Annotated in this window: 24 protein-coding genes, 1 tRNA gene, 1 pseudogene and 1 other annotated feature; of the genes and pseudogenes, 13 read left to right on the forward strand and 13 right to left on the reverse strand. The window is 67.8% G+C overall.

Going from position 1 to position 24,184, the window contains the following annotated elements; translation table 11 throughout:
* Positions 1–99: 99 nt before the first annotated feature.
* Positions 100–1,047, reverse strand: coding sequence for an NAD(+)/NADH kinase (locus tag DEI93_RS00585; protein WP_111010309.1), 948 nt, complete (start codon positions 1,045–1,047; stop codon positions 100–102).
* A gap of 219 nt (positions 1,048–1,266) precedes the next feature.
* Here DEI93_RS00585 and DEI93_RS00590 point away from each other — a divergent pair, with 219 nt between their 5' ends.
* Positions 1,267–3,765, forward strand: coding sequence for an ATP-dependent Clp protease ATP-binding subunit (locus DEI93_RS00590; RefSeq protein ID WP_111010393.1), 2,499 nt, complete (start codon positions 1,267–1,269; stop codon positions 3,763–3,765).
* A gap of 138 nt (positions 3,766–3,903) precedes the next feature.
* On the opposite strand, the gene DEI93_RS00595 is transcribed toward DEI93_RS00590, so the two are convergent.
* Positions 3,904–4,266, reverse strand: a complete 363-nt coding sequence (locus DEI93_RS00595; RefSeq protein ID WP_111119558.1) for a hypothetical protein — start codon at positions 4,264–4,266, stop codon at positions 3,904–3,906.
* 137 nt (positions 4,267–4,403) lie between these two features.
* Between DEI93_RS00595 and DEI93_RS00600 the strand changes: the two genes are divergently transcribed.
* The 3 genes from DEI93_RS00600 to DEI93_RS00610 all read left to right on the forward strand — a co-directional run bounded on the left by DEI93_RS00600 (position 4,404) and on the right by DEI93_RS00610 (position 6,166).
* Positions 4,404–4,943 carry an amino-acid N-acetyltransferase gene (locus tag DEI93_RS00600; protein WP_111010307.1) on the forward strand — a complete coding sequence of 180 codons (540 nt, stop codon included), beginning with the start codon at positions 4,404–4,406 and terminating at the stop codon, positions 4,941–4,943.
* Positions 4,944–5,006: 63 nt separating this feature from the next.
* Entirely contained in the window at positions 5,007–5,786 is a 780-nt protein-coding gene (locus DEI93_RS00605; protein ID WP_146244379.1) for a hypothetical protein, read from the forward strand.
* On the forward strand, positions 5,786–6,166 hold the full coding sequence (locus DEI93_RS00610) for a dehydrogenase (protein WP_111072003.1): 381 nt from the start codon (positions 5,786–5,788) through the stop codon (positions 6,164–6,166). Before DEI93_RS00605 ends, DEI93_RS00610 begins: the two co-directional genes overlap by 1 nt.
* A 26-nt stretch (positions 6,167–6,192) precedes the next feature.
* Here the strand turns inward: DEI93_RS00610 and radA are convergent, their stop codons facing one another.
* Complete coding sequence (radA, locus tag DEI93_RS00615; protein WP_111119556.1) at positions 6,193–7,554, reverse strand: DNA repair protein RadA; 1,362 nt, start codon at positions 7,552–7,554, stop codon at positions 6,193–6,195.
* 9 nt (positions 7,555–7,563) lie between these two features.
* Entirely contained in the window at positions 7,564–8,541 is a 978-nt protein-coding gene (locus DEI93_RS00620; RefSeq protein ID WP_111012003.1) for an SGNH/GDSL hydrolase family protein, read from the reverse strand.
* A gap of 143 nt (positions 8,542–8,684) precedes the next feature.
* Between DEI93_RS00620 and DEI93_RS00625 the strand changes: the two genes are divergently transcribed.
* Positions 8,685–8,774, forward strand: a tRNA-Ser gene (locus DEI93_RS00625).
* Between the two features lie 351 nt (positions 8,775–9,125).
* A pseudogene (locus DEI93_RS00630) lies at positions 9,126–10,359 on the forward strand (IS3 family transposase).
* Positions 9,404–9,517, forward strand: a sequence feature (AL1L pseudoknot). Its footprint overlaps the pseudogene before it by 114 nt.
* A 227-nt stretch (positions 10,360–10,586) precedes the next feature.
* Here DEI93_RS00630 and DEI93_RS00635 read toward each other — a convergent pair.
* The 6 genes from DEI93_RS00635 to DEI93_RS00660 form a co-directional block, all read right to left on the reverse strand.
* Positions 10,587–11,174 (reverse strand): sce7725 family protein, encoded by a 588-nt coding sequence (locus DEI93_RS00635; protein ID WP_181436017.1) that lies wholly within the window; start codon positions 11,172–11,174, stop codon positions 10,587–10,589.
* A gap of 401 nt (positions 11,175–11,575) precedes the next feature.
* Positions 11,576–12,523, reverse strand: a complete 948-nt coding sequence (locus DEI93_RS00640; RefSeq protein WP_146244377.1) for a sce7726 family protein — start codon at positions 12,521–12,523, stop codon at positions 11,576–11,578.
* A 191-nt stretch (positions 12,524–12,714) separates the two neighbouring features.
* On the reverse strand, positions 12,715–13,113 hold the full coding sequence (locus DEI93_RS00645; RefSeq protein WP_181436016.1) for a ubiquitination-like system serine protease family protein: 399 nt from the start codon (positions 13,111–13,113) through the stop codon (positions 12,715–12,717).
* A complete protein-coding gene (locus tag DEI93_RS00650; protein WP_111119553.1) occupies positions 13,110–14,282 on the reverse strand; it encodes a ThiF family adenylyltransferase in 1,173 nt (390 codons plus the stop codon). Before DEI93_RS00650 ends, DEI93_RS00645 begins: the two co-directional genes overlap by 4 nt.
* Positions 14,257–14,523, reverse strand: coding sequence for a multiubiquitin domain-containing protein (locus DEI93_RS00655; RefSeq protein ID WP_181436015.1), 267 nt, complete (start codon positions 14,521–14,523; stop codon positions 14,257–14,259). The genes DEI93_RS00650 and DEI93_RS00655 overlap by 26 nt, the downstream gene beginning before the upstream one ends.
* The gene (locus DEI93_RS00660; RefSeq protein WP_181436014.1) at positions 14,520–14,675 is read right to left on the reverse strand and encodes a hypothetical protein; all 156 of its coding nucleotides are present in this window, start codon (positions 14,673–14,675) and stop codon (positions 14,520–14,522) included. The genes DEI93_RS00655 and DEI93_RS00660 overlap by 4 nt, the downstream gene beginning before the upstream one ends.
* Before the next feature lie 117 nt (positions 14,676–14,792).
* On the opposite strand from DEI93_RS00660, the gene DEI93_RS00665 reads away from it, so the two are divergent.
* The 3 genes from DEI93_RS00665 (at position 14,793) to DEI93_RS00675 (ending at position 16,382) form a co-directional block, all read left to right on the forward strand.
* A complete protein-coding gene (locus DEI93_RS00665; protein WP_111119551.1) occupies positions 14,793–15,170 on the forward strand; it encodes a helix-turn-helix domain-containing protein in 378 nt (125 codons plus the stop codon).
* A gap of 3 nt (positions 15,171–15,173) precedes the next feature.
* Positions 15,174–15,740: an ImmA/IrrE family metallo-endopeptidase gene (locus DEI93_RS00670; RefSeq protein WP_220037865.1), complete on the forward strand. Its 567-nt coding sequence runs from the start codon at positions 15,174–15,176 to the stop codon at positions 15,738–15,740.
* Between the two features lie 288 nt (positions 15,741–16,028).
* A complete protein-coding gene (locus tag DEI93_RS00675) occupies positions 16,029–16,382 on the forward strand; it encodes a hypothetical protein (protein WP_146244376.1) in 354 nt (117 codons plus the stop codon).
* 336 nt (positions 16,383–16,718) lie between these two features.
* On the opposite strand, the gene DEI93_RS00680 is transcribed toward DEI93_RS00675, so the two are convergent.
* The 3 genes from DEI93_RS00680 to DEI93_RS00690 form a co-directional block, all read right to left on the reverse strand.
* Positions 16,719–19,013 (reverse strand): nSTAND3 domain-containing NTPase, encoded by a 2,295-nt coding sequence (locus tag DEI93_RS00680; RefSeq protein WP_111119549.1) that lies wholly within the window; start codon positions 19,011–19,013, stop codon positions 16,719–16,721.
* A gap of 424 nt (positions 19,014–19,437) precedes the next feature.
* The gene (locus tag DEI93_RS00685) at positions 19,438–20,031 is read right to left on the reverse strand and encodes a hypothetical protein (RefSeq protein ID WP_220037864.1); all 594 of its coding nucleotides are present in this window, start codon (positions 20,029–20,031) and stop codon (positions 19,438–19,440) included.
* A complete protein-coding gene (locus DEI93_RS00690) occupies positions 19,989–20,354 on the reverse strand; it encodes a hypothetical protein (protein WP_220037863.1) in 366 nt (121 codons plus the stop codon). The genes DEI93_RS00685 and DEI93_RS00690 overlap by 43 nt, the downstream gene beginning before the upstream one ends.
* 419 nt (positions 20,355–20,773) lie before the next feature.
* On the opposite strand from DEI93_RS00690, the gene DEI93_RS00695 reads away from it, so the two are divergent.
* The 4 genes from DEI93_RS00695 to DEI93_RS00710 all read left to right on the forward strand — a co-directional run bounded on the left by DEI93_RS00695 (position 20,774) and on the right by DEI93_RS00710 (position 24,098).
* Entirely contained in the window at positions 20,774–21,385 is a 612-nt protein-coding gene (locus DEI93_RS00695) for a DUF3887 domain-containing protein (RefSeq protein ID WP_111010296.1), read from the forward strand.
* Positions 21,386–21,414: 29 nt separating this feature from the next.
* Entirely contained in the window at positions 21,415–22,041 is a 627-nt protein-coding gene (locus tag DEI93_RS00700; RefSeq protein WP_111010295.1) for an ABC transporter ATP-binding protein, read from the forward strand.
* The gene (locus DEI93_RS00705; protein ID WP_111119548.1) at positions 22,038–23,516 is read left to right on the forward strand and encodes a hypothetical protein; all 1,479 of its coding nucleotides are present in this window, start codon (positions 22,038–22,040) and stop codon (positions 23,514–23,516) included. The genes DEI93_RS00700 and DEI93_RS00705 overlap by 4 nt, the downstream gene beginning before the upstream one ends.
* A gap of 417 nt (positions 23,517–23,933) precedes the next feature.
* Complete coding sequence (locus DEI93_RS00710) at positions 23,934–24,098, forward strand: cypemycin family RiPP (RefSeq protein WP_146244375.1); 165 nt, start codon at positions 23,934–23,936, stop codon at positions 24,096–24,098.
* Positions 24,099–24,184 lie beyond the last annotated feature (86 nt).

A 24,184-nucleotide genomic window follows, 5' to 3' on the forward strand; every position in this document is an offset into this window, starting at 1 on the left:
GAGTCACACGACTCGGGCGGGCCGTCGTCGTCGGTCCCGACGGTCGCGTGGGCCGCTCCGGTGGTCCTGCACCGGGCCTCCCGTCCTGGAGGCGCGGCCTCAGCCCTCGTCGGGCTCCGGTCGGTCGTGCTGCCGCAGCCGCTGCCGCACCTCGGAGGGGATGAGCTCGATGAGCTGGTCCGGTCGCACCGGGAGATCGAGCAGGCTCAGCTTGACCCGGCCGGTCCGCCCGTGGCGCTCGGCGTCGAGGCGGATCACCGTGCCGGCGTTCTTGCGCAGCCGGACCTCGAGTTGCGCACCGGTGGCGACCTCGCCGACGACGAGCCCGTCGACCTCGAGCGCGGCGCTCCGCGTGCCCTCGGCGATGTCGAACCGGTAGCGCTCCTTCGCCGCGAGGACCACCGAGCGGTCGATCCCGGCCATCGGGGCGACGGGCGTCACGACCGAGCCGGACAGGGCGGGGGAGAGCACCGGGCCCCCGGCGGCGTAGTTGTAGGCGGTGGAGCCGGCAGGGGTCGAGGCGACGACGGCGTCGGCGCGGTAGTACCCGTACGTGAGGCCCCCGATCGTCAGGTCGGCCGAGACCTGCCCGGCGCCGGGGCGCCGGACGATCGTCAGGTCGTTGAACGCGAGGTAGTTCGTGCGGGCACCCGACCACGTCAGCACGGCCTCGAGCGCGTGGTGCGGCTCGAGCGAGTAGTCACCGGCGGACATCCGTTCGAGCGCCGCCGCGAGTTCGTCCGGCTCGATCTCGACGAGGAACCCGACGTTGCCGTAGTTCACCCCGAGGACCGGCACCGGACGGGCGGCCACGAGGCGCATCGACCCGAGCATCGTGCCGTCGCCACCGAGGGACACGACGAGGTCGACCCGCTCGCAGAACTCGACGTCGTCGAGCACCTCGATCCCCGGGCCGAGCCGCGCGGCGTCGATCCGGCGCGCGACGAGCTGACCCCGCCCCGACGCGTGCCAGCGCTGCAGGGTCTCGACCGACGCCCGGACGTCCTTCGAGGGGTGCATCACGATCCCGACGAGTGGTGCCTCCATGGTCCGGAGGGTAGCGGTGACCACCTGACCGCGGCCAGGGTCAGGCGAGGCGAGCACCGCCTCCCGGGCCGTCCGGACCGACTGCGCACGTGGGTCACGCCCACGGCGAACAGGGGCAGCCCCGTGGAGGCGCGCTGGTTAGTCTCGATGTACGTCGCCGGGCCCACCAGGGACCGGCACATCTGTCGGCTCCACCCCCTCGGAGCCAAGGGAGAGCACATGTTCGAGAGATTCACCGACCGAGCCCGTCGTGTTGTCGTCCTCGCCCAGGAAGAGGCGAAGATGCTCAACCACAACTACATCGGCACCGAGCACATCCTCCTCGGTCTCATCCACGAGGGTGAGGGCGTCGCCGCCAAGGCACTCGAGTCGCTCGGGATCTCCCTCGACGCGGTCCGCGAGCAGGTCCAGGACATCATCGGCCAGGGCCAGCAGCAGCCGACGGGGCACATCCCGTTCACCCCGCGCGCCAAGAAGGTGCTCGAGTTGTCCCTGCGCGAGGCGCTGCAGCTCGGCCACAACTACATCGGCACGGAGCACATCCTGCTCGGGCTCATCCGCGAGGGCGAGGGCGTCGCCGCCCAGGTCCTCGTGAAGCTCGGCGCCGACCTCAACCGGGTCCGCCAGCAGGTCATCCAGCTCCTGTCCGGGTACCAGGGCAAGGAGGCCGTCGCCGTGGGCGGCGAGAACCAGCAGGGTGCACAGCAGGGTTCGCAGGTGCTCGACCAGTTCGGTCGCAACCTCACCCAGGCCGCGCGTGACGCCAAGCTCGACCCGGTGATCGGGCGCGAGAAGGAGATGGAGCGGGTCATGCAGATCCTCTCCCGCCGTTCCAAGAACAACCCCGTCCTCATCGGCGAGCCGGGCGTCGGCAAGACCGCCGTCGTCGAGGGCCTCGCCCAGGCGATCGTCAAGGGCGAGGTACCCGAGACGCTCAAGGACAAGCAGCTCTACTCGCTCGACCTCGGGTCGCTCATCGCCGGGTCCCGCTACCGCGGTGACTTCGAGGAGCGCCTCAAGAAGGTCACGAAGGAGATCCGCACCCGCGGCGACATCATCGTCTTCATCGACGAGATCCACACGCTCGTCGGGGCCGGTGCGGCCGAGGGCGCGATCGACGCCGCGTCGATCCTCAAGCCACTCCTGGCCCGCGGTGAGCTCCAGACCATCGGTGCCACCACGCTCGACGAGTACCGCAAGCACTTCGAGAAGGACGCCGCGCTCGAGCGCCGGTTCCAGCCGGTCCAGGTGAACGAGCCGTCCCTCCCGCACGCGATCAACATCCTCAAGGGCCTCCGCGACAAGTACGAGGCGTTCCACAAGGTGTCGATCACCGACGGCGCGATCGTCGCCGCGGCGAACCTGGCCGACCGCTACGTGCAGGACCGGTTCCTGCCGGACAAGGCCATCGACCTGATCGACGAGGCCGGCGCACGCCTCCGCCTGTCGATCCTGTCGGCGCCGCCGGAGCTCCGCGACTTCGACGAGAAGATCTCGACGGTCCGCGGGCAGAAGGAAGCCGCCATCGAGGAGCAGGACTTCGAGAAGGCCGCATCGCTCCGCGACGAGGAGAAGAAGCTGCTCGGCGAGCGGCTCCGCCTCGAGAAGCAGTGGCGTGCGGGTGACGTCGCCGCGTCCGGCACCGTCGACGAGGGCATCATCGCCGAGGTCCTGGCGCAGGCCACGGGCATCCCGGTGTTCAAGCTCACGGAAGAGGAGACCTCGCGCCTCGTCTTCATGGAGAAGGCCCTGCACGAGCGCGTGATCGGGCAGGAGGAGGCGATCTCCGCCCTGTCGAAGACGATCCGCCGGACCCGCGCCGGCCTCAAGGACCCGAACCGGCCCTCCGGCTCGTTCATCTTCGCCGGCCCCACGGGCGTCGGGAAGACCGAGCTCGCCAAGGCGCTCGCCGAGTTCCTGTTCGACGACGAGGGCGCGCTGATCTCCCTCGACATGTCGGAGTTCGGTGAGAAGCACACGGTCTCGCGGCTGTTCGGTGCCCCTCCCGGGTTCGTCGGGTTCGAGGAGGGCGGCCAGCTCACCGAGAAGGTGCGCCGCAAGCCGTTCTCCGTGGTCCTGTTCGACGAGATCGAGAAGGCCCACCCGGACATCTTCAACTCGCTCCTGCAGGTGCTCGAGGAAGGCCGCCTGACCGATGGTCAGGGTCGCGTGGTCGACTTCAAGAACACCGTCATCATCATGACGACGAACCTCGGTTCGCAGGGCATCGCGGGTGGTCCCGTCGGGTTCCAGGTCGAGGGCAACTCCTCCGTCGGCTACGACCGGATGCGCGCCAAGGTGAACGAGGAGCTGAAGAAGCACTTCAAGCCCGAGTTCCTGAACCGCGTCGACGACACGATCGTGTTCCCGCAGCTGTCGCAGGACGAGCTGCTGCAGATCGTCGACCTGTTCGTCAAGCGCCTGTCCGACCGCCTGCTCGACCGCGACATGACCGTCGAGCTGTCGCTCGCCGCCAAGGAGCAGCTCATCAAGGTCGGGTTCGACCCCGCCCTCGGTGCCCGGCCCCTGCGTCGCGCGATGCAGCACGAGGTCGAGGACCAGCTGTCCGAGCACATCCTGCAGGGTGAGCTCACGGCGGGCGACCACGTCAAGGTCGACTTCGCCGACGGTGCCTTCCAGTTCGAGACCGGGCGTCAGCCGGGCCGCGAGGAAGTGCTCGCCGGGGCTGCCGAGCCGGCCGGGGAGCTCGAGGCGTAAGGGCCTCCTCCCCACACACGACGCGATCCCCTCCGCGCCACTGGAAACGGTGGTGGGGAGGGGATCGCGTCGTGCTGGGCGCGCGTCTCGCGCGAGGGGGCGGGCCGCCCCGGGTCGTCCGGCCCGGGGGCGTCGGCCCTAGGGGTGGGTGACCTCGCCGTCACGGGCGTCGCCGGCCGTGTAGCCGCCGCCGTCCGTCACGTTGCCGCCGCCCTCGGTGTCGTCGAACGTGAGGCGCCCGTCGCCGGTGCTGCTCTCGCTGCCCTGCAGGTCCTCGTTCTCCTCGCTGTCGCCCGAGAGGCCGTCCGCCAGGCCGTTCGTCTGGTCGAAGATGTGCCCCACCGAGTCGTCGCCCAGGGCACCGATGTTCGTGTGCCCGCCCGAGTCGTGCGTGTGGTCGTGGTCGAGTGCTGCGGCGTCGCCCGAGGGCTCCGCTGCGTGGCGCCCCTCGCTGCCGAGGGGGACCGCCGGGTGCTGTGCTGCGTCGTTGGAGTCAGTCATGGCGCGCACGCTACGCCGGGTGCCTGGTGCGCCGTCAGGTCGGATCCAGCTTCCGCCCACCGGCCGGGAGGGACGGGGCGGCCGGCCCCGCGCCTCCCGGCCGTCGTGTGCGCGGCACCCCGGCTAGGGTGGAGCGGATGGACGACCAGGAGCCGGCGGCACTCGCGCGCGACGAGCACGGGATCCTCGTCCGTCCGGCGCTCGCCTCGGACGTGCCACACATCCAGCGGCTCATCGAGCCCTACGTGGCGCGGCGGATCCTGCTCGGCAAGGACAACGTCACCCTGTACGGCTCGATCCAGCAGTTCCGGATCGCCGAGGGGCCCGACGGGGTGCCGATCGGCTGTGGCGCGCTCGCGGTGTTCTGGGACGACATCGCCGAGGTGCGCACGCTCGCGCTCGACCCCGCCTGGCTGCACAAGCGCGTCGGGCACCGGCTCCTCGACGGGCTCGAACACGACGCCCGCCAGCTCGGCATCGGCCGGATCTTCTGCCTGACGTTCGAGGTCGAGTTCTTCACGAAGCACGGCTACCTGGAGATCGGGGAGTCCGTCGTGTCGCCCGAGGTCTACGCGGAGCTCGTGCGGTCGTCGGACGAGGGCGTCGCGGAGTTCCTCGACCTCGCCCGGGTCAAGCCGAACACGCTCGGCAACACCCGGATGCTCAAGATCCTCTGAGCCGCTCGCGCCGGTCCGGCGTCGCTCCGCGGGAACCCCGCCGAGCGGACCTACCCTGTCCGCATGTCGTCGTTCCGCAACCCCGTCGGGTCTGAGACCCCGGCTGTGTACTGGCGGCGCCGCGCGCAGGTCGGCGGTGCGCTGCTCGTCGTCATACTGCTGATCGTGCTCGTCGTGGTGCTCATCGTCCACGGGCGTGGTAGCGGTGCGGAGGCCGCTCCCGCTCCCTCGGCCAGCGCCTCCCGGACCGCGTCCGCGCACCGGTCGTCGAGCGCGGCCGAGCGTGCCGCTGCGCGCGCTGCCGCTGCCGACGCCGCGGCGAACGCATCGGCACGAGCGAGCGCCGCAGCCACCGCGGCCGCGACCGCGATCGCCACCCCCGAGGCCGGGGCCACCGCCGGCGCGACGTCCGCACCCGCAGCCGGGTCGACGAAGAACGGCGCCACCTGCCGCAAGTCGCAGATCACGCTCAAGGCCCTGACCGACAAGACGCAGTACGGCCCCACGGAGGAACCGAAGATCTCGATGTCCATCACGAACACCGCGTCGACGAGCTGCCACATGGACCTCGGCTCGAGCCAGCAGGTCCTCACGATCACGAGCGGCACCGAGACGTACTGGTCGAGCAAGGACTGCCAGACCGGCGGCACCGACCAGGACATCACCATCAAGGGCGGCCAGACCCTGACGACGCCCGCGATCACGTGGGACCGAACCCGGTCCTCCACATCGACCTGCGACTCGAGCCGGCCGTCGGTGACCGCGGGTGGCGCGAGCTACCACCTCAGCGTCGCCGTGGGGAACATCACGAGCGCCACCTCGACCCAGTTCGTGCTCCAGTGATGGCCGAGCAACGATTCCGGAGCGAGCCGCTCGAGGCCGCGCTCGCCGCGCAGGACGTCGCCGCCGTCGCGTTCGCCCTGCGACACGACATCGTCATCGTGCCGAAGCTCGTCACCGGGCGGCCGAAGGACCAGCAGGTCCGGGTGTTCGGCCGCGAGGGCACCGACAAGCGCATCCTGCTGCTGTTCTCGTCCGTCGACGCCTACACCGCGATGGTGCCGAACGAGAAGGTCCGGCAGGTCATGGTGTACGACGCCGCCCGGCTCGAGGAGTTCATCGCCGCGCACCTGGACGTGCTCGAGCAGGTGTTCTTCGACATCGCGGGGCCGAACACCATGCAGGCCGAGCCCGCCGACCTGTTGGCGGCGCTGCGCGCGTAGGCCGGGAGGCGCGGCTCGCGTCCGCCTCAGAACGCCGCGTCGAGCTCGCGCTCGCGCACCGATTTGGTCATCGCGAAGGCGACGCGGAGTGCCTCGCGCAGGTGCTCGGAGTCGGCGCCGAGCACCGTCGTGAACCCGAGCCGCCGGGCCTCGGACACGCGTTGCTTCTCGCCGGTGGTCGGGCGAATCTCGCCCGCCAGGCTGATCTCGCCCGCGGCGGCGAGCGTGTGCGGGTACGGGCGGTCCCGAGCCGCGCTCGCCAGTGCCAGGGCGATCGCCAGGTCTGCGCCCGGTTCGGTCAGCCGCATGCCGCCGACGGTCGACACGTAGACGTCGCTGTCCGACAGCTTGATGCCGGCCCGGCGCTCGAGGACCGCCAGGAGCATCGCGACGCGTGAGGAGTCGACGCCGTTGACAACCCGCCGGGGCTGCGGCGCGGAACTCGGCACGACGAGCGCCTGGACCTCGACCGGAAGCGCCCGCCGGCCCTCCAGGGCGATCGTGATGCAGGTGCCGCTGACCGGGGCGCCGGCCCGGGACATGAACAGCCCGCTCGGGTCCGGGACCTCGTGGATGCCGTCGCCGGTCATGTCGAAGCAGCCGACCTCGTCCGTCGGGCCGAAGCGGTTCTTGAGCGCGCGGATGAAGCGGAGTGCGGTCTGGCGGTCGCCCTCAAAGTGGCAGACGACGTCGACCAGGTGCTCGAGCAGCCGGGGACCGGCGATCGTGCCGTCCTTGGTGACGTGTCCGACGATGAGGATGGGGAGCGCGCGGTCCTTCGCGACGCGGATGAGGGTCGACGCGACCTCGCGCACCTGTGACACTCCGCCCGCGATGCCGTCGACCGCACTCGACGAGATCGTCTGTACGGAGTCGGCGATCACCAGGTCGGGCTGCACCTGGTCGATCTGCCCCAGGATCACGGCGAGGTCGACCTCGCTCGCCAGGTAGAGCTCGTCGTGCATCGCCCCCGTGCGTTCGGCGCGCATCCGGACCTGGTCCACGGATTCCTCGGCCGAGACGTAGAGGACACGCTTGCCGGCCGCGGCCGCACGGAAGGCGACCTCGAGCAGGAGCGTCGACTTGCCGACCCCTGGCTCGCCGCTCAGCAGGATCGCGGCGCCGGGCACGATGCCGCCGCCGAGCACGCGGTCGAACTCGCCGATGCCCGTGCGCCAGTGGGTGACGCGCTCGCCCACGGCCTGGGTGATCGGCTTGGCGACTCGGCCCCCGGTGACCGCGATCGCCGCGGTGCCACGGGTGCTCGCCTGGACGGCGGTCGCGTCTTCGACCGTGCCCCACGACTGGCACTCACCGCAGCGGCCGACCCACTTGATGCTGGTCCACCCGCACTCGGTGCAGCGGTACGCGGTCTGGGCCCTGGCCATGCGTCGAGGCTAGGCGGCGCCGCTGACATCGCCGCGGTGGCTCGCGGCGTCGTGGCGCTCGGTCGGCGCGTCCGGGTTCCCCGCGACGTGGCTGCCGTGCGATCGGTGCTGCCGCAGGTGCTGGAGGTCCGGGCTGTGCTCGTCCGCGGTGTCGGCGTCCTGGTCCGCCCGCGCCGCCGCCACCGCCGCCGCGCGGGGACCGAGCTCCTCGACCTCGCGCGCGGAGAGGTAGCGGCGGATCGCCATGAGGGTGTCGACACGGGCGTCGACCGCCGGCTCGAGCGCGCTCGCCCAGATGCGGTAGCCGTTGTCGTTTGGATGGAAGAGGTCGCCGTACGTGTTGCGGAAGGTCCGGCGGAGGCCGACGCGCTTCGTGATCTCGTGCAGGGGAGCGACGGTGAGGCCGAACTCGGCGGCCACGCGGTGCACGATCTCGTTCGCGACCTGGACCTTGCGCTCGCGCTCGCGGAAGAACATGCACGGCAGGTCCGCGACGATCGCGTGCGAGGGCACCGCGGCGTAGATGCGGCGGAGGTTCCGCTCGAACTTGTCGGGATGGAAGTCCAGGATGTCATTCGCCCCGATGACGACCGTGCAGATGTCCGGCGTGTACGTGCCGAGGACCGGGAGCTGCTCGTGCCGGGCACCCCAGGTCGTGGCGCCGGAGACGCTGAGGTTGACGACGCGCAGGGTGGACCGCGACCGCCGCCGGACCCGCCGCGCGAGCAACCCCACGTAGCCCCGGCTCGGGACCGTCGCGCCGACGCCCTGGGCGGCGGAGTCGCCGATCGCCACGTAGGTGAGCTGCCCCTCGTGGTGAATGCGCTCCCGCCACCAGTCCGCGTGCACCGGCAGCATGTCGACCACCCGCTGTGCCGCGGCGCGCTGCCCCCGCACGCCCGCTCGGGCCCCGAGCGCTGCGGCCCCGGCGACCGCGAGGCCACCGCCGACGGAGGACACGAGTGCCACGAGAGAGCGCGTCTTCATACCCGGGACGATACGCAGTCGGCCTCAGCGCCAGGTCACCGCGTCCGGGGGCGGTGGAGAGCCGTGCATCGGGTGCCGCTGGGGACGGCGAGCCGACGGTCCTGCGTTCCTCGGGCCTCCCGGCATGCGGTAGGATCGCTGGCGGTACCGTGTCCGAGCGGCCTAAGGAGCATGTCTCGAAAACATGTGTGGGGGCAACTCCACCGTGGGTTCAAATCCCACCGGTACCGCCAGTGGGTCGATTGCAGGTCCTGCCCCTCGGGGTTTGCAGAACTACCCTCAAAGTGAAGAGCCCCCGGCTTCGGCCAGGGGCTCTTCACGTTTTGATGCTCGTGTGAGCGGGCAGATGTGACCGGATCGACGTGCGGGCGCTCGCTGCGGTGGCTACGACGCCGAACTCTCCCGTTTTCGGGCGCGCCGAAGCACCCCGTCCGCTTGGAGGCCCATTTCTTGGCGCGGCGGAGCGTCGGGGTGTGCGGGGTGCTTCGTCGGTTCTGCCGGCGGCGCCGGTGCGGCGCTACCGTTACGCCGGTGTTCCGCCCCGGGTCTGATGGAGGCTCTCAATCCACGGGAGGATGAGAGTCATGGGAGCACCGAGGAAGTACCCGGAGGAGCTTCGGGAGCGCGCGGTCCGGCTCGCGGTGGAAGCACGCCGCGACCCGAACACCAGGGCTGGCGCATTGCGTCGGATCGGTGAGCAGCTGGGTATCAACCCCGAGACGCTGCGGAACTGGGTGCAGCAGGCCGAGATCGATGCCGGCGACCGCCCCGGCGTCACCACCGACGACGCGGCCAGGATCGCGGAGTTGGAGCGTGAAGTCCGTGAGCTGCGACGCGCGAACCAGATCCTGAAGTCGGCGTCGGCTTTCTTCGCGGCGGAGCTCGACCGCCCGTCCAGCAGATGACGCAGTTCATCGAAGCCCACAAGCACGAGTTCGGGGTCGAGCCGATCTGCAATGTCCTGCAGGTCGCCCCGTCGAGCTACTACGCCGCCAAGTCGCGGCCACCGTCGGCGCGGTCGATCAGTGACGCCGCGCGCACGGTCGAAGTGGAGCGGGTGCATCGGAGCAATTACGGCGTCTACGGCGCCAGGAAAGTGCACGCGCAGCTGCGCCGTGAGGGCCACCAGATCGCCCGCTGCACGATCGAGCGCCTCATGCGATCCGCCGGCCTGCGCGGCGTGAGTAAGCGGAAAGGGCCGAAGACGACGGTTCCAGGTCCGGTCGGGGACCGGCCGGCGGACCTGGTGCAGCGGGCGTTCACCGCGACCGGCCGGACCAGCTCTGGGTCGCGGACATCACCCACATCCGCACGTTCTCCGGCTGGGTCTACGCCGCGTTCGTCACGGACGTGTTCTCCCGCCGCATCGTCGGCTGGCAGCTGTCGCGGAACATGCGCACCGACCTCGTCCTCGACGCCCTCGAGATGGGCATCTGGACCCGGCAACGCGAGGGCCGGGACCTGTCGCGGTTGGTCCATCACAGCGACCGCGGAGTTCAGTATCGAGCCATCCGCTACACGGACCGGCTCGCCCAAGCCGGCGCGGTCGCGTCCGTCGGGTTGAAAGGCGACAGCTACGACAACGCACTCGCGGAGGCGGTGAACTCGATCTTCAAAGCCGAACTCATCCGCAACAAAGGGCCCTGGCGCGGCGTCGAGGACCTCGAGATCGCGACGGTCGAGTACATCGACTGGTTCAACCACCGACGCCTGCACGGTGAACTCGGCATGGTTCCACCGATCGAGTTCGAGACAAACCACTACCGCCACAATCCCGCTCCGACTACCGTCGAAGCGGCACTACCGAGCCTCCACTAAACCCGGGGCGGAACAGCCCGCTCTTCAGGTCGACGTGCAGATGTGGAGCAGTGATGAGCTGCTGCCTTTGCGTACGCCATCGGTTCCAGCCATCAGGGGATGTGCGCCTTGTCCACGTACGATTTCGAGGAGGCGTGCCCGGTGCCGCGGAAATGTCGCGGGCGGGCGTGGCCTGGTGGCTTGGGCAGCGCCGGTGCGCCGTGCCGTCATTGAAGAGTGGTCCCGGTTCACAGGGCCGCGGCGACGGTACTGAGATGGTGGCTCAGCTGCGCGTGCTTCGATTTCGCCAAAGTTGTAGCGTGTTTGCGCTTTCGGTAGTCGTCGAGCATGAGGTATCCGGGTGTGGTGAGGAATCGTCCCGGCGTCGTCACGGTCTGCTGAATGTGCAGCTTTTCGAGAGCCTGCAGCAGCTTGATGCCGTCTTTCGGCGTGCGCACGGTGGTGTCGGTGGACAGGAAGTGCTGCACGATGAGTTCCTTCGTGCTCGGGTCCTGGTAGGTCATGTGGACCGCAACGGCTCCGGCGCCGCCGCCACCTTTCTGGGGTGTGCTCGGCTTGAGGATGGTGAAATCGCCGAATCCCTGCCTGCCGCCGACGAGGTAACCTTTCGGGTCGCTGGAGAACGTTGTCGCAGCGGGGTAGTCCTTGTTTGTCAGGACGGTGAAGCGTTGCGCGAGTTCGACGACTCGGCTGAGCCCGAATGCTGCGTCAAAGTCTGCGACTGGGAGCGTGGGCCCAACAAATACCGTCACGTGCGCTGGTCCGAGGGCGGCAGCGAGAGATGTTGGGGTTAGTGCGGTGTCCCAGACGACCACGGCGACAGGCCTGCCCGGATGTGCGGCAGCGAAGCCGGTGATGTCGGCGAGGGTCGTCGCGTGTCACTTTCCAGGTGGGGGTGATGAGCGCTGGCTGGGCGATACGTGGTGCCATCGCGTGCATCCAGGCGGTTTGGGCGGACGCCGTCCGAAGGTCCCCTCCTGCGGGGTTGGTGATGACATGAACCTGACGTTTCGCTGCAGCGAAGGCGTCGAGCAGGTCGGCCATGTCACTCGCCTGCGACCAGGGTTCGAGAATCGGATGCACCTTCTGCGTTGCACCAAGGTGCGGCGCAGCGTCGATGAGCGCGTCCCGTTCAGCTGGACGTGCGTAGAAGTACGGAAAGTACACAGTTCCCCCTTATGAGCACTGCTCACTCTGGAGGGGGTGCCTGCGGAGTTCAAGTACCCCGAAGAAGGGCCACCGGCATGCCGAGTCGGGTGAGGAGGCGCTGTTTCGCTGCGCCTGAGAGCGGTGCGGCGTATGCGAGCGCTCGCATAGAACGCGGCAGGCGTGCGTCGGTGACAAGGGTTGCGATTTTGCTCCCGCGTTGTTTGAACGCGTCGACTGCGCCGGCGTGCGCAGCGCTCACCGGAAGAGCGGCGAACGCGGTGCGAAGCTCCTCCCAACGCTGCAATGCGTTGGCATCATCGAGGACGACGCCGTTCGCTGCAACGATTCGTTCCGCTTCCGCCTGCCGAAGGGTGTCGAAGATGTGGTCGGAGCGCAGGCCTTCTCGGTTCGACTGCGCCTCGCGAAGCACCCGCAACGACCCGCGTCGGTTGAGTGTCATCAGCCCGACCCGGTCCGGTAGCTGCCGTTCTGCGGCGGCGGACCGTTTGTCGGACACGACGAGGTGCACGAACTCGACCCGCGTCTCGTAGTCAGCAACCTGCGAGCGGAGTCGTGCGAACGAGTCGAGATCCGTTTTCACCTCATAGACGGACGATGTGCCATTGAACGCGGCGACATCAGCGAACGAGCTGCCGAGCGGCAGTTCAAGGATTGCCGAGGCCGTCGTCGGACGGTGCCGGCCGAAGATGATCTTCGACACGATGGCGTTCTTGAAGACGTATTCGTTTCGGTAATCCCGAACCAGATGCGACAACGCCTGATCGAACATGTCCGCGAACGTGGCGTCCTCCGCCAGGTCAGCTGAGGCCATCAACTGCATCAGACGACTGATGGCGTCGGATGGTTCCCGGGAGGCGAGGTCTCGGTACGTGGCGGAGGAGAGTACCGCAGCGGCGTCGTTCCGATAGCGAGCCGCGTTCGAATCCAATCGCACGGCAGCAGCATACGCAGCGATCCGGGCGGCATCTTCGTGAGGTTGGGTGGTGGGGGACACGCCCGCTCTATGCCGGGCATGCCCGCCCGGGCGGTGACGGTGGGGCGGCGGCGCGCTGCGACGTGCTGCGCGGCCACCCGGTGGTCAGCGTGACGCTGCTCTCGTGGGCTGTTGACCGGTCACCTCTGAGGACGCCTCGCAGCGTGCTTGAGGCTCCCAAGCACTTTCGGCACGATGTTGGTGGTGCCCTGTCAACGTCTCCTGAACCACTTGCGCAGCGTTTGCGTCACGCGTGTGATGAGCGGCAGCTGCCGGTATTCAGCTTCGACGGCACGGCGGTCTGCCGCCGCTCCGCGACGGATCTGCTCGTCCGTCCAACGGGTGGACCAGCGCACCTGTCCATCTCGGATCCAGTAGTGCGACTTGCAGGGGAGTTGCCAGTTCCCCACCGATGGCGCCAGCGAGGGGCCGGCCTTTCCGTCGGTGATGGTCCACCGGGCTGGGCTGAGCGGGGTGACGACCTTCATGCCGCATCCGCAGGCGCAGTTATGGACCGCGGTTGCATGCGCTTCCGTGACGTAGAGAACGCCGTCGTCACGTCGGGTCGGGATGAACTCAACGTCTTCTCGACGGAACCGGTCGGTGTTCACGCTGTCGCCTCGTCGTTCGTGAGCAGGTTGCCGGACAGGGTGTACGTTGTGTGCATCTCGTGGTCGGGCCAGACGTAGTAGCCGCTGACTTTCTTCCACCAGATGACCGCGTGCGCGGCGTTGAGGGCGTTAAGTTCGGCGATCTGAATGTTGGAGCCGTACTCGTCCTCATCGGTGTCGGAGTACGTCACCCACTGTCGGACGTGTCGGCGTTCCCCTGGAACGCTCCCTGTCACGCGGACGATCCCGCCAAGGGCGTTGCCTTGGCGAGCGACGGCCATGCCGCAGTCGACAAACGGGACGCCCAGCTCTTCGAGCGCGTTGATGATGTCGCGTTTGGCGGGGCCGGCGTCCATGCTGATGAAGACGAACTGCATCGGGGCGAGGGCTGCCGAAGCGTTCGTGTGGTCGAGTCCCTCCGCGTGCGCGTGGATGCCGCGGCGCATCGCTGCGTAACGGTCGCGAAGGTAGTCGACCTTCGTTGGATGCGTGGCGAGGTCGTCGATGCTTGCGGCGCCGGGGGTTCGGAAGGCGTTGTGTGCGAGGAAGTCGTCGGCGTCGAAGAGGTGGATCTCCGCGACCGGCGTCTTCGCGACGAAGTCGAGGATGTAACTGCCGGTGCCACCGGTGCCGATGATCGCCACCGGTCCAAGAAGCCGGTCGTTCAAGTCTCCGGTGCCGGCACGGCTGGTCGCGGAGTCAAAGTAGGCGAAGACCCCATCCTCCGCGTCGCGTGCTAACGGTGCGAACGTGTTCGGTGTTGCGGCAGGGTCGATGTGCGTCGTCCACGGGCTGATCATACGGACGTAGGCGGTCACCTTCGCGTAGTAGTCGTCGTAGTACCCGACTTGCGGCTTGCTCGACAGGTAGGAGCGGGACCGCAGCGTGCCGTACAGCTGGTCTTCCTCGGTGTTGACAACCTTCGTGAGCTGGCGGCCGTCGTTGTCGTGCGGGACACCCGTGAAGTGCATCGTGTGGTCGGAGGGGCGCAGCGTCGCTGTGCCGTCGGTGGTGAGCTCGCTGATGAGCGCCCCGTACGCCACCGTCTTCTCGGCGGTGACGTACGGGACGTGATCGACGACGAGCATGCCGCCCTCGATGCGCACCTCAAAGCCTTCGCTGAGGAGCCGTTGCAGGTCGCGACTACGACCGACCAGTCGGGTAGACATCGAACGACGTTCCTTCCTTCCGTACCTCGATCGTCTGATGCTCGGCGAGGTTGCCGTTGTGCGGGTTGCTCTTCGCCTTCCGGAACACGACGGTGAACGTCGTCTCCGGCGATGGGGGCACCGGGAACGCGATCGCCACCGCTTCCTCGAACGACACCCGCTGGTTCGGCACAACCGCAAGCTCGCCGTTGATGACGATGGCGAACTCGGTCTCCTTGTGGACTTTCGCTGCCGTGCTCACTTCTCGTTCCTCACACCCTTGTGCTGGCGGGCTGAGCCGTCCATGATGCGGCCGGTGGCGGTGTCCCGCTTGAACCAGGTGCCCTTCGATTGGAACTCGCTGCGTCCCTTGACTTCGCCTCGTCGGAAGCCCTTGCCGGTGTTCTTGGCCACGATGGCCACCTCACATTCATCTCAGTTACGTGATGCAGCTGCTGCACACTGCTCGACATGTCGAGCAGGACTAGGATAGCACCATCGCTCGAAGTGTCGAGCACCCCGAGGAGTTCAATGACCGATTCGACACCAGAGGTCGACGTCAAGGCGTTGCACGCAGCCCTTGACGCCGCCCGATTGCAAGCGGGACTGTCCTGGCGGCAGCTCGCGAAGACCCTCAACGTCAGCGCCTCGACCATCTCGAGGATGGCGAACGGGTTGCGCCCGGATGTCACCGCGTTCGCCGCGATGACCACCTGGCTGCGTATGAGCGCGGAGGACTTCTACCGAACGCCCGGCATGACGGCCACGGACGCGGAGCCAGAGCTTGTCGCACAACTCGCTCCACTGCTTCGCGCCCGGAGTGACCTGCGCGATGATGACGTGCGGTACCTCGAGCAGCTGATCGGCAGCGCCGTCCAACGTTTCCGAAGCGAGCGAGGCGAAAGTTGAGCGGTGACCACGCAGGCTGAGATGCGGGAGATTGCCGCTGAAGAGCGCGCCGATCTCGGCATCGGGCCGCGCGACAGGTTGGATCCGTACGCACTGTGCAAGCTCCACGGAATCAACGTTTACCCGGTGTCATCCTTCGATGGCCGAGGGGACCTGGACGCGGTGGTTCACTTCACGTTGGGACGGGCGAGCGCCTGGTCCGCTGCACTCATCCCCATCGGAAGTGCGCGCATCATCCTCGAAAACGACAGTCACGCTCCGGTGCGGCGCCGCTCAAGCATCGCGCACGAACTCGGGCACTTCCTGCTCGAGCATCCGTTCGACGAGGTCCTTCTCGACGAGGATCACGAGCGGCAGTTCGACGCGAAGCAGGAGAAGGAGGCCAAGTACTTCTCCGGCGAGCTCCTCGTGCCGTTGAAGGCGGCTGAACAAGCCGCGTTCAACGGCTGGGACAACGCACGGGTGGCGCACGTGTACGGCGTGAGCGAGCAATTCGCGCAGATGCAGATGAAGGGTCAGCGGGTCCGCGCACAGCGCGCGGCACGCAACTTTCGGCGTTTCGCCGGCTGACACAACACGGGATCGGACACGTGGAAACGCTGGGCGCAAAGGCTCACGTTCTGAACAGCATGCCCATCGACGAGGAGCTCGATGCCTACGCTGCCATCGTTGCGCCGAGCTCCTCGTCGCCGCTGCGCCTACGACCAGGCGTCCCCCGCGGCGACGGCCGACTGGACGGGCTTCCAGCGGGAGTCGCAGCCACCTGGGAGTGGCACGACGGACAAGACGTCGGCGCCGATTTCGTTCCCTACGCGCGATTCCTCCCACTCGAGGACGCAGCTCGGGGACGGCACGGCCATGCTCCAATCCCGCCGCGTTATCCCCGAACACCCCGACCAGCGACCAGGAGCGTCCTGGCTCGCGTTCGTCAGTGACGGGAAACTTGCGCACATCATCGAACACGGGCCGACCCTTGCTACGCAGGTCATGGTCTTCGACCCGAGCGGATTCATCGACGACTACCCCATCGTGCCCGTGGCCGAACTTGTAGGAATTTGGCGTACCGCGTCTGCGAGCGGAGCCTGGAGCTACAACGGCGACACGTGGCGCATCGACCACCGCAAGTACCCGGACGAGCCGGCGCGGAGGCGGCTTCTCGTGTGCCGCGCGAGCCCTTCGATCGCAGCCGTCGACTCAATCCGCGGCGCGTGAAGTTGGGACGGACGCAGTGGTCTCTCGCCATCTGTCGCGCCGACGTCTCGTGCTTCGGGCTGACCGCGGTCACATCAATGACGGTGGACCTCATCCGGATACATCTCCACCGTGGCGCGCCTGCTTCCAGCAGGAGCTCATTCCCCTCGCCGTCAGGAGTCAACTCAACCTGCAGCAGTCCCGAATCTGGCGGCAGGAACGTCGACGCGCGCTCGACACACGGACCTCTGCTGCCCTCGGTGCGCACTGCGGGGTGACTCCACGCGGCAGCCGGTTTCGCGTCGACGCGCGTCGAGCCGCACGACGTTGGCAGTACCGCCATTACCGCTGCTGCGTTTAACCGTCGGCCCTTGGGTCGTCCAGACGGAGCATGTCGAACAGAGATGCGATGGCAGCGTTCGAATTGCCGCCGGCGTACGGATTCGGCAGGCGGCGTACATCACCGTCAGTGTCGCCATTTTCCGGCTCCGGCTCCGGCATCGTCTCGATACGTTCTCGTAGGGCGTCCGTGTGAATGTCGACGTCGAGGTCACTGGCGACGCTTTCAAGCTCTTCGAGCGCTTCCATCATGCTCGACGGCGACGCCCACGAGAGCGGGATGGAGTCCAGGTTGCTCTGCACTGCTTCGGAGACGGCGGAGGTGATGTGTATTGAGGCGATGCGTTGCCGAAGCTGGTAGTCGAGGTATGAGAGCTCGCGGAGGTCGTCTGTGCTCGAGACCGCCAACGCGCCGACCGTCGCGGCGTCCTCGGCCCGTTCCCGCGACCAGTCCTCGTCGATGCCGTCGAGCAGCGTGGCCAGTTCGAACGCAGTGGCGGACGTCGGCTCATGACCCCACTCGAACTCGTCGTCTAGGAATTTCAATGCCGCCTCGAAAGCGGCCGTCAACAGCGGCGCGGCTGACGGCGACAAGGAGCTCAGGATCCCTGCGACAACGACCAACGCTCCCATGCGTTCGTCGAAAGTTTCGCCGGCGATCCGAGACGCCGCCCTACTGCGCTCTGCCTGCTCCGCCGTCGTCAAAGCGTCACCAAGCAAGTCGACTGTCCGCTGTTCGACGGCTGCTACCTCGGTGTCAGCGAGCCCGTTCCCGTTGTCACGCGGCCGCTGCCGAAGCATGTACTCAACCTGGCGAGGCGACGACGCGTGTCGGAGCGCTGAAGCGAACAGGGTTGGCTCTTTGAGCCGATCGAGGAGGAAGTCGCGACGGCTCGCGTCGAATAGAGCGACATGGGTGTCCCGGCCGAGTTTCGCGATCCGGATCCACGTCCCCTCGAGCATGCGCAGGGCGCGGGTGTACTCGCGCGGATCGTCGTCGGTGGACACCAGTCGTGCGACGGCGGGTTCCGGAAGGGAGCGGTCCGGGTCGATGGCAAGGTGCAGCACGATTCGAAATGCCAGTTCCGTCAGCTGCGTGAAACTCCCCGACCAGATCGAGTCCGGATGATTCAGTGCATCGAAGAGCGTTGCATACAGGTCGTCGATCGTCGGGGGACGCTGCAGCAAGACTGACTCCAGCAGACGGGGGTTGAAGCCGGGATGGTCGACGACGTCGCGATAGCGGAGGTCGTCGGCGAAACCAGGGAGCACGTCGGAGCCTTCGTAGGCGAAGTAGAGATGGTTGACCAGCATCTGTGCACGTTGGCTGCGGGTGAGCTCCGACAGCTGCACACGCACCGGCGTCTGCGACGCGAGCGCGCGAGCGACGCGGTCATCGCCGCTGTGCAGTGCCGTGTTGAGCACCTGTTCTCGAGTGGTCATCACCAGCAAAGCGTTCCGCGTCCGAGAGCGCTGCAACGTCCGGATCAGCTGCCCGAGCTCGCTGCTTTCGTTCTTGCCAAGTTCGACAGTGGCGTTCTGGCCGAGGAAGTCGTCGTAGTAGAACACGACCTTCTCTTCCGGCTCGCGGAGGTGACGCCATGCTTGCGCGATGTCGGACGTGAGCTGTACGACCTTGTACCCGGCCTCCCAGTGAGTAATCAGCAGCATCTCCGCGAGGGTGCTCTTCCCGACGCCGGGCGGACCGGCGACGATGACGACGTGCTGCTCCCGCAAGGCGTCGTACGCCGACCCGTACGAGGGTGTGTGCACCCAGACGCGGACATGCTCTCGCACGCCCTGCATGAACGCTTCGTTGCGTTCCCACTCCCCGGAGCCGACGATGCGTTCGAATACTTCCGCACTGTTCAGCCACAGCTTGAAATGGCGGCGTTCGACGTCGTGAGCGGACGCCAACGCAGCGTTGATGCGTCCTCGCGTCCATACATAGCTGCTGTCCGACACAAGGTGTCCAAGTGCGCCGGCGATCTCGTCCACCCCGTCAGGAGTGAGGTCCGCGGAGGTGGCGAAGTAGTACCCCGACAGCGTCTGGCCTGCCTTCACAAACTCCGGATCAGTCGCCTTGACGAGTTCCTTCGTCGCGGCGGACGCCAGCGCCGTTCGGGAAGCGTCCGGGCGATGTTTGCACTGCGCGACGACGACGTCTGTTCCGGCGACACTGCGGCAGTCGATGCCGCCGTCACGGCCGACCGCGAACGTCGTGAACGCACGGCCGGTCTCCGCCTGCAGTAGATCGCGGATAAGGGCTTCGAAGTCGATCGGGGATAGCCCTCGGAAGTCGTAGTCCGCCACGGGGCAAATCTACGCGACCGCGTCGACCGGATGCACTTCGCTGTGACGGGGTTTGCACCGGTGCCGTCTACGAAGGCCACCGAGGTTGCGAACGACTTCGGATGCGCGAGTCCCACCGCAGTCTCCAGGCGCCTCGCGACGGTCCCAGCCGTGGCCGCAAGGTCATTCGGCATCTCGCCAGCACTCCGGCTGACCAGGCCTTACTCAGAGAAGGGGAAAAACGGAGCAGGTCCAGGGGAGACTCAGACCACGACACCAAGCGAAGAGCTCGGCATCCGCTCAACTGCGCGGACCGCCGAGACCTGCAAATGGCCCGCCAGTGGGGCTCCTAACGAAACTCCGTGAAACTGTTTACGAAACGTGTTAGGCCCTAGCAAGAAGGCCCCCGGATCCGTCCGGGGGCCTTCTTCGTGCTCGCGCGTGGCTACGCAGCCGATCTGGCGTCGTCCGCTTCGGCAGCCGCGTCGAGCGCTTCCTGCGGCAGGTACTCGCTGTACTTGTCGCGCATCGACACGAGGCCCTGGTCTCGGTTGGACTCGTACTTCAGCGACGCCTGAACGAACTTGAGTCGGTGCTCCGCATCGCCGATCACCTCCGCCCAGGTGCGGACGACGATGCGGTACTTCTTGCTGCTCTGCACCACGCCATGTGGGAGCGTCGTCTGTGTCCGCTGATCTTCGACCGAGCCGGTAACGTCATTGCCGATCAGCCAGAAGTCCCAGTGAGAGTTCGGCTGGTCGAAGCGTTCGTCGTTCGTGATCGCGCTCGCGTAGCTCCTGATCTGGCTGACGTCTTCATCTGTCAGCCTGTGGCTTGGACGCTTCAGTTCGATGACAAGGTGAGCGAACTCGTTCTCGCGCGTCTCAAGGCGTCGTCCGAGTACGAGGTCCGGGATTGCGTCCGAGCCGTCTTCTCGGAGTAGCGGTGAGCTGCCGGCGAGTTCGACATCGAGGCCGAGGAGCTTGAGGTGCTTCTTCAACACTTCGATGAGTCGCTCGTCGTCGCCGGTGATGCCCATTCCTCGCCGAAGAGCCATGTCTCGTGCGCGAGGATGCGATGCAGTTGTCGCCGCTCGAGCATCCGTTTCTTGATGGCACGCTCGAAGAGCACGGCGTTGAGTCCGGAGAGGAACTCGACCCTGTTTCCGACTTCGCGTCCAAGTGAGATCAGTTGCGACAGCGTCGTGTGTTCGAGGACCTCCTTCAGTTCATCGATTCTCGCTTGCGGGAGCTGCGAGAAGTTGCGAAGGATGGGAAGCAACGCTTCTGGGTCCGTTTCGAAGGTCTCGCGGAGGAGGCTCAACGCGAGCGCCTTCGACCTCGTGGCCTTGGCTTCGTCCACGGTTCGCGCGGCTGCCATGGCCCGGCTGGTCGGACCCGAGTCAGTGCGTTCTGCCGACAGGCCGGAACACCGCGACGACGGCCGATGTGGGCACACCATTGCGGCCGCCGAGCAGGACCGCCGTACGTGCGGCGTCGACGTAACCCGGAAGGCGCGCTGCCAGCCCGCACCGCGCCTCCCGTCTGCGACGCACGCGCTGGCTGGCTCGGCCAGGGTCTAACCGGCCGGCGCCGGGTCGACGTGCCGTCACTGACGACCCCGACCGAGGAGCACAAGTGACGAATGACTGGCCGCTGTCTTCGCAGAGCTTGAGGTCCGTCTCTGCTCGTGTCGAATCACTCACAATGACTGGCTGCGCTTCCGGGAAGCCTGTCCAGGCTCCTTGACGTACGGGCATTGTGTGAAGGTAAGCTTCACATGTGTCCGACGACCTGTACGAACTCGCCACCCAGCTGTACCGGGATGTCGGCGGCATCATCGCGTCTCCTGTGCTGCAGGAAGCCGATCAGCCGCTCGACCGGATCGCCGCGGTGCGGGCGCTCGGGGACCAGACCACGGCGATGCTGTCCGCCGCGGTCGTGGCCGCGCGGCGGTCCGGAGTCACCTGGCAGCAGGTCGGAGAGGTCCTGGGAGTCAGCCGACAGGCGGCGTTCCAACGGTTCGGCCGGCCCCAGCCGGTGTCGGGCCACGAAGCGGAGCCGCCGGTCGCTGCCGAAGAGGCTGTGGTCGAGCGTGCGACCACCGTCGTCGACGAACTGGCCCGCGGTTCCTGGCAGGCCGTTGTCGATCGGTTCGACGACGCGATGCGTGCCCGCCTCTCGGTGGACGGTTTGGCTGCGGCGTGGTCGCAGGTGGTGGACGCTATCGGTGCGTTCGACCATGGTGGTGAAACCCGGGTGTCACGCGCTTCCGGGTTTACGATCACGACCACGCCGCTCCGGTTCGAGCAGGACGAGTGCACCGCCCGGATCAGCTTCTGGGACGACGGTCGCATCTCCGGGCTGTTCATCCTGGCGGGATCGCCGTCGTGACCGATCTGCAGCGCACTCAGGGGAAGCCGATGGTCGACATCGACGGAGTCGTGGTCGTCGTGGACGACATGGTCCTGCTGCCGCCGACCAGTGCGTCCGTCCGCGCGGGGGAGGCGCTGGTGGTCCGAGGGCAAAACGGGGCGGGCAAGTCCACGCTGCTCAAGGTGCTCGCTGGAGTGCGCACGCCCACGGGAGGATCGGTGGCGATCGGCGGGGAACCGGTCGACCGCCGGGACCGAACACTCCGACGACGAGTCGCGTCACTCCTCGGGCTGCCACCGACCGCGCCGGACCTGACCGTCGAGGACCACGTGCGTCTCGTCGCGGCGACGTGGTTCCGCGAGCGGGACGTTGCTGAGGAGACTGCTCTCGGTGGGCTGGCGGAACTGGGGTTGAACGGACTCCTCCGTCGGTTCCCGCACGAGCTCTCGTCGGGACAGCAGCAGCTCTTCGCACTTGCGCTCGTGCTCGCGCGACCGTTCGACGTCCTCGTCCTCGACGAACCGGAGCAGCGGCTCGACGACGAGCGCGTCGGGGTGGTCGGCGACGTGCTCGCCCGCCGTCGGTCGGGTGGCGCGGCGATCGTCGTCGCGACGCACAGCTCGGCCCTGACGGAGCGCCTCGCCGACCGCGTGCTTGAGCTGGACCGATCGTGAATCCGCGTCTGCGAGCCGCGACGGCGATTTGGCGCGGGCGACAGCAACGAGCGGCCGGTGACCGTGCTTTCATCGCGTACTCGCTCGTCCTGTTCGCCCTCATCGTCGGCGCACCCGTGCTGCGAGCCGCCTGGTTGGCGGTCACCGAGCGGACCACCGCGGTCGCGATGACCGAACCGATCGCCGCGGTCACCGCAGCGGCAGTCGTGCTCGCGGTCTGGTCGACTGCACTGATGGTGGGCAGGAGTCGCGGCCCCGCGGTCGCAGCGCCGTTCCTCGCCCACGCGCTGACGTCAAGTGACCTCCCCGGCCGGACCGCGTTCGGTCGGCAGACCCTGGTCGGGGTCGCAGCTCTGGCGGCCGTGGGTGGCGGCGCAGCGACGTTCCTCGGGGCAGCCTTGGCATTCGTCGGACTGGTGTCCGAAGGGAGCGCGCTCGGCTTCGCGGTGCGTGGTTTGCTCATCGGCGTGCTGACCGGACTGTGCTGGCTCCTCGGACAGGCAGCCCCGCGTGCAGCAGCGGTCCTCGCCGCGGTCCTCGCGATCGGGGCCGCCGCGCTCGCATTCCTCGGCACAAACGCTGCACCGAGCGCCTGGGCATGGGCCACCCCGACGGTCGACGTCCCGGGGATCGTCGTCCTTGGAACGGTTGCGGTCGTTGGTGTCGTGGTGATGCCGTGGCTGCTCGACAGGATTCGCGGGGCAACCATCGCCGCACAGTCGGCCCAGTGGAACGTCGCGATCGCCCACGCGGTCAGCCTCGATTTCGCTGCCGCGTCCGAGTCATACCAAGCGCTCCCGACGGCAGGACGTCAGTTGCGCGCGGTACTCGACGGTGCGTCGCCCGTCGTGATGGTGTTGGTCCGTGACGCCGTCGGCGCGTTACGGACGCCGGCTCGACTCGTCGGCGGGGTGCTCACGATCGCTGCTGCCGGTCTGGCGCTCGTCCTCGCGGCGCAGAGTGTGACGGCAGCGCCCCTCCTCGGAGCGGTCGCCGCCGCCCTGGTGTACGTCGGGGCTGGCGCCTCGACCCGCGGCGTCCAGCATGTCGCACAGGTGTCGCGCGACCAGCCCCTGTACGGCTTCAGCGACGGATCGTTGCTCTTCCTGCACAGCATCTTCCCCGTAGCGTTCAGCGTCGTCATCACACTCGCGTCCACGGTCGGCGTCGGCACGTTCGTCGCTGCCAGTTCCCTCGCTGCGCCGATCTGGGGGGCAATCGCGCTCCCGACGGTCGTGGTCGCGGCGCGGGTCAGCAACGCCCTCCGGGGCCCCTCGCCGCTCTTCTTGATGACACCAGCACCGTCCGCGGTCGGCGATCCGATGCCGTTGCTTCGGATCCTCTGGGCTCTCGATGCCCCGCTCCTCGCGATCCTGGCGGGCTCATCGGCGGGGGCGGGATCCCTGCCGTCGGTCGTGGCGGTCGCCGTGGTCATCGCTCTCTTCCTGCTCGTCCGGTGGGCACGCCGAGGCTGACCGTTCTCCGTGGTGGACAGGTCGTTCTGCGTCTGTTAGCGTGCCAGCCATGGCACCCTTTCAAGGGGGAGTGGTGCCAAAGGCGCGAGGCTCGTGGACCACGGCGGTCCAGGGCCCGGCGTCTGAAAACATGTCGAGCGGGGGCTTCGAGTGATGTTCAGTACCGAGTGATCTCGACTGCAGCCGCGCTGATCGGACCCGCGCGTGCTCGTCATCTCGCACTCCGCCACGCCGAGCGTTGAGCCGCAACGCCTGACGTCCCGTCGCACCGCACGCTCCCCGTCGGTGCCTCCCGCGCGCCCGGATGCCGGTCGCGCACGCAGCGTGCTCCGACTGCGAGGCGCTGCCCCATTGCCACCTCCTCACGAGGTGCACCATGCCGGGACGACCGTTCCGGCACACGAGAAAGGGAATCCGATGAACAGTGAAGTCCTCGAAGTCCAGGCGTTCGCAAACACGGCGCTGTCGTCCGCAGAAGCAGGCGCACGCGCCGATGCCTCCATCCCGGCCATGACAACCCCGACGATCGTCGCCGCGGCCGAGTTCGTGGTCGCCGGCAGCACCATCTGCCTCATCTGCTAGGACTCGCGGCTCCCCGCTCGGCGACGAGCGGGGAGCTTCCCTCCTCGTCCGCACCCTCCGGAGGCCAACGTCTTGCTGCTGCACCG

The organism is Curtobacterium sp. MCBD17_035 (assembly GCF_003234815.2).
In the GTDB taxonomy this organism is placed as follows: domain Bacteria; phylum Actinomycetota; class Actinomycetes; order Actinomycetales; family Microbacteriaceae; genus Curtobacterium.

What these genes read in the sequence shown, in the direction of transcription:
- DEI93_RS00675 (WP_146244376.1), top strand. Translation starts at nt 16,029, where the DNA reads ATGCTCCAATCCCGCCGCGTTATCCCCGAACACCCCGACCAGCGACCA.
- radA (WP_111119556.1), bottom strand. Translation starts at nt 7,554, where the DNA reads ATGGCCAGGGCCCAGACCGCGTACCGCTGCACCGAGTGCGGGTGGACC.
- DEI93_RS00590 (WP_111010393.1), top strand. Translation starts at nt 1,267, where the DNA reads ATGTTCGAGAGATTCACCGACCGAGCCCGTCGTGTTGTCGTCCTCGCC.
- DEI93_RS00665 (WP_111119551.1), top strand. Translation starts at nt 14,793, where the DNA reads ATGACCGATTCGACACCAGAGGTCGACGTCAAGGCGTTGCACGCAGCC.
- DEI93_RS00600 (WP_111010307.1), top strand. Translation starts at nt 4,404, where the DNA reads ATGGACGACCAGGAGCCGGCGGCACTCGCGCGCGACGAGCACGGGATC.
- DEI93_RS00585 (WP_111010309.1), bottom strand. Translation starts at nt 1,047, where the DNA reads ATGGAGGCACCACTCGTCGGGATCGTGATGCACCCCTCGAAGGACGTC.
- DEI93_RS00610 (WP_111072003.1), top strand. Translation starts at nt 5,786, where the DNA reads ATGGCCGAGCAACGATTCCGGAGCGAGCCGCTCGAGGCCGCGCTCGCC.
- DEI93_RS00650 (WP_111119553.1), bottom strand. Translation starts at nt 14,282, where the DNA reads ATGTCTACCCGACTGGTCGGTCGTAGTCGCGACCTGCAACGGCTCCTC.
- DEI93_RS00605 (WP_146244379.1), top strand. Translation starts at nt 5,007, where the DNA reads ATGTCGTCGTTCCGCAACCCCGTCGGGTCTGAGACCCCGGCTGTGTAC.
- DEI93_RS00710 (WP_146244375.1), top strand. Translation starts at nt 23,934, where the DNA reads ATGAACAGTGAAGTCCTCGAAGTCCAGGCGTTCGCAAACACGGCGCTG.
- DEI93_RS00620 (WP_111012003.1), bottom strand. Translation starts at nt 8,541, where the DNA reads ATGAAGACGCGCTCTCTCGTGGCACTCGTGTCCTCCGTCGGCGGTGGC.
- DEI93_RS00700 (WP_111010295.1), top strand. Translation starts at nt 21,415, where the DNA reads ATGGTCGACATCGACGGAGTCGTGGTCGTCGTGGACGACATGGTCCTG.
- DEI93_RS00685 (WP_220037864.1), bottom strand. Translation starts at nt 20,031, where the DNA reads ATGGGCATCACCGGCGACGACGAGCGACTCATCGAAGTGTTGAAGAAG.
- DEI93_RS00595 (WP_111119558.1), bottom strand. Translation starts at nt 4,266, where the DNA reads ATGACTGACTCCAACGACGCAGCACAGCACCCGGCGGTCCCCCTCGGC.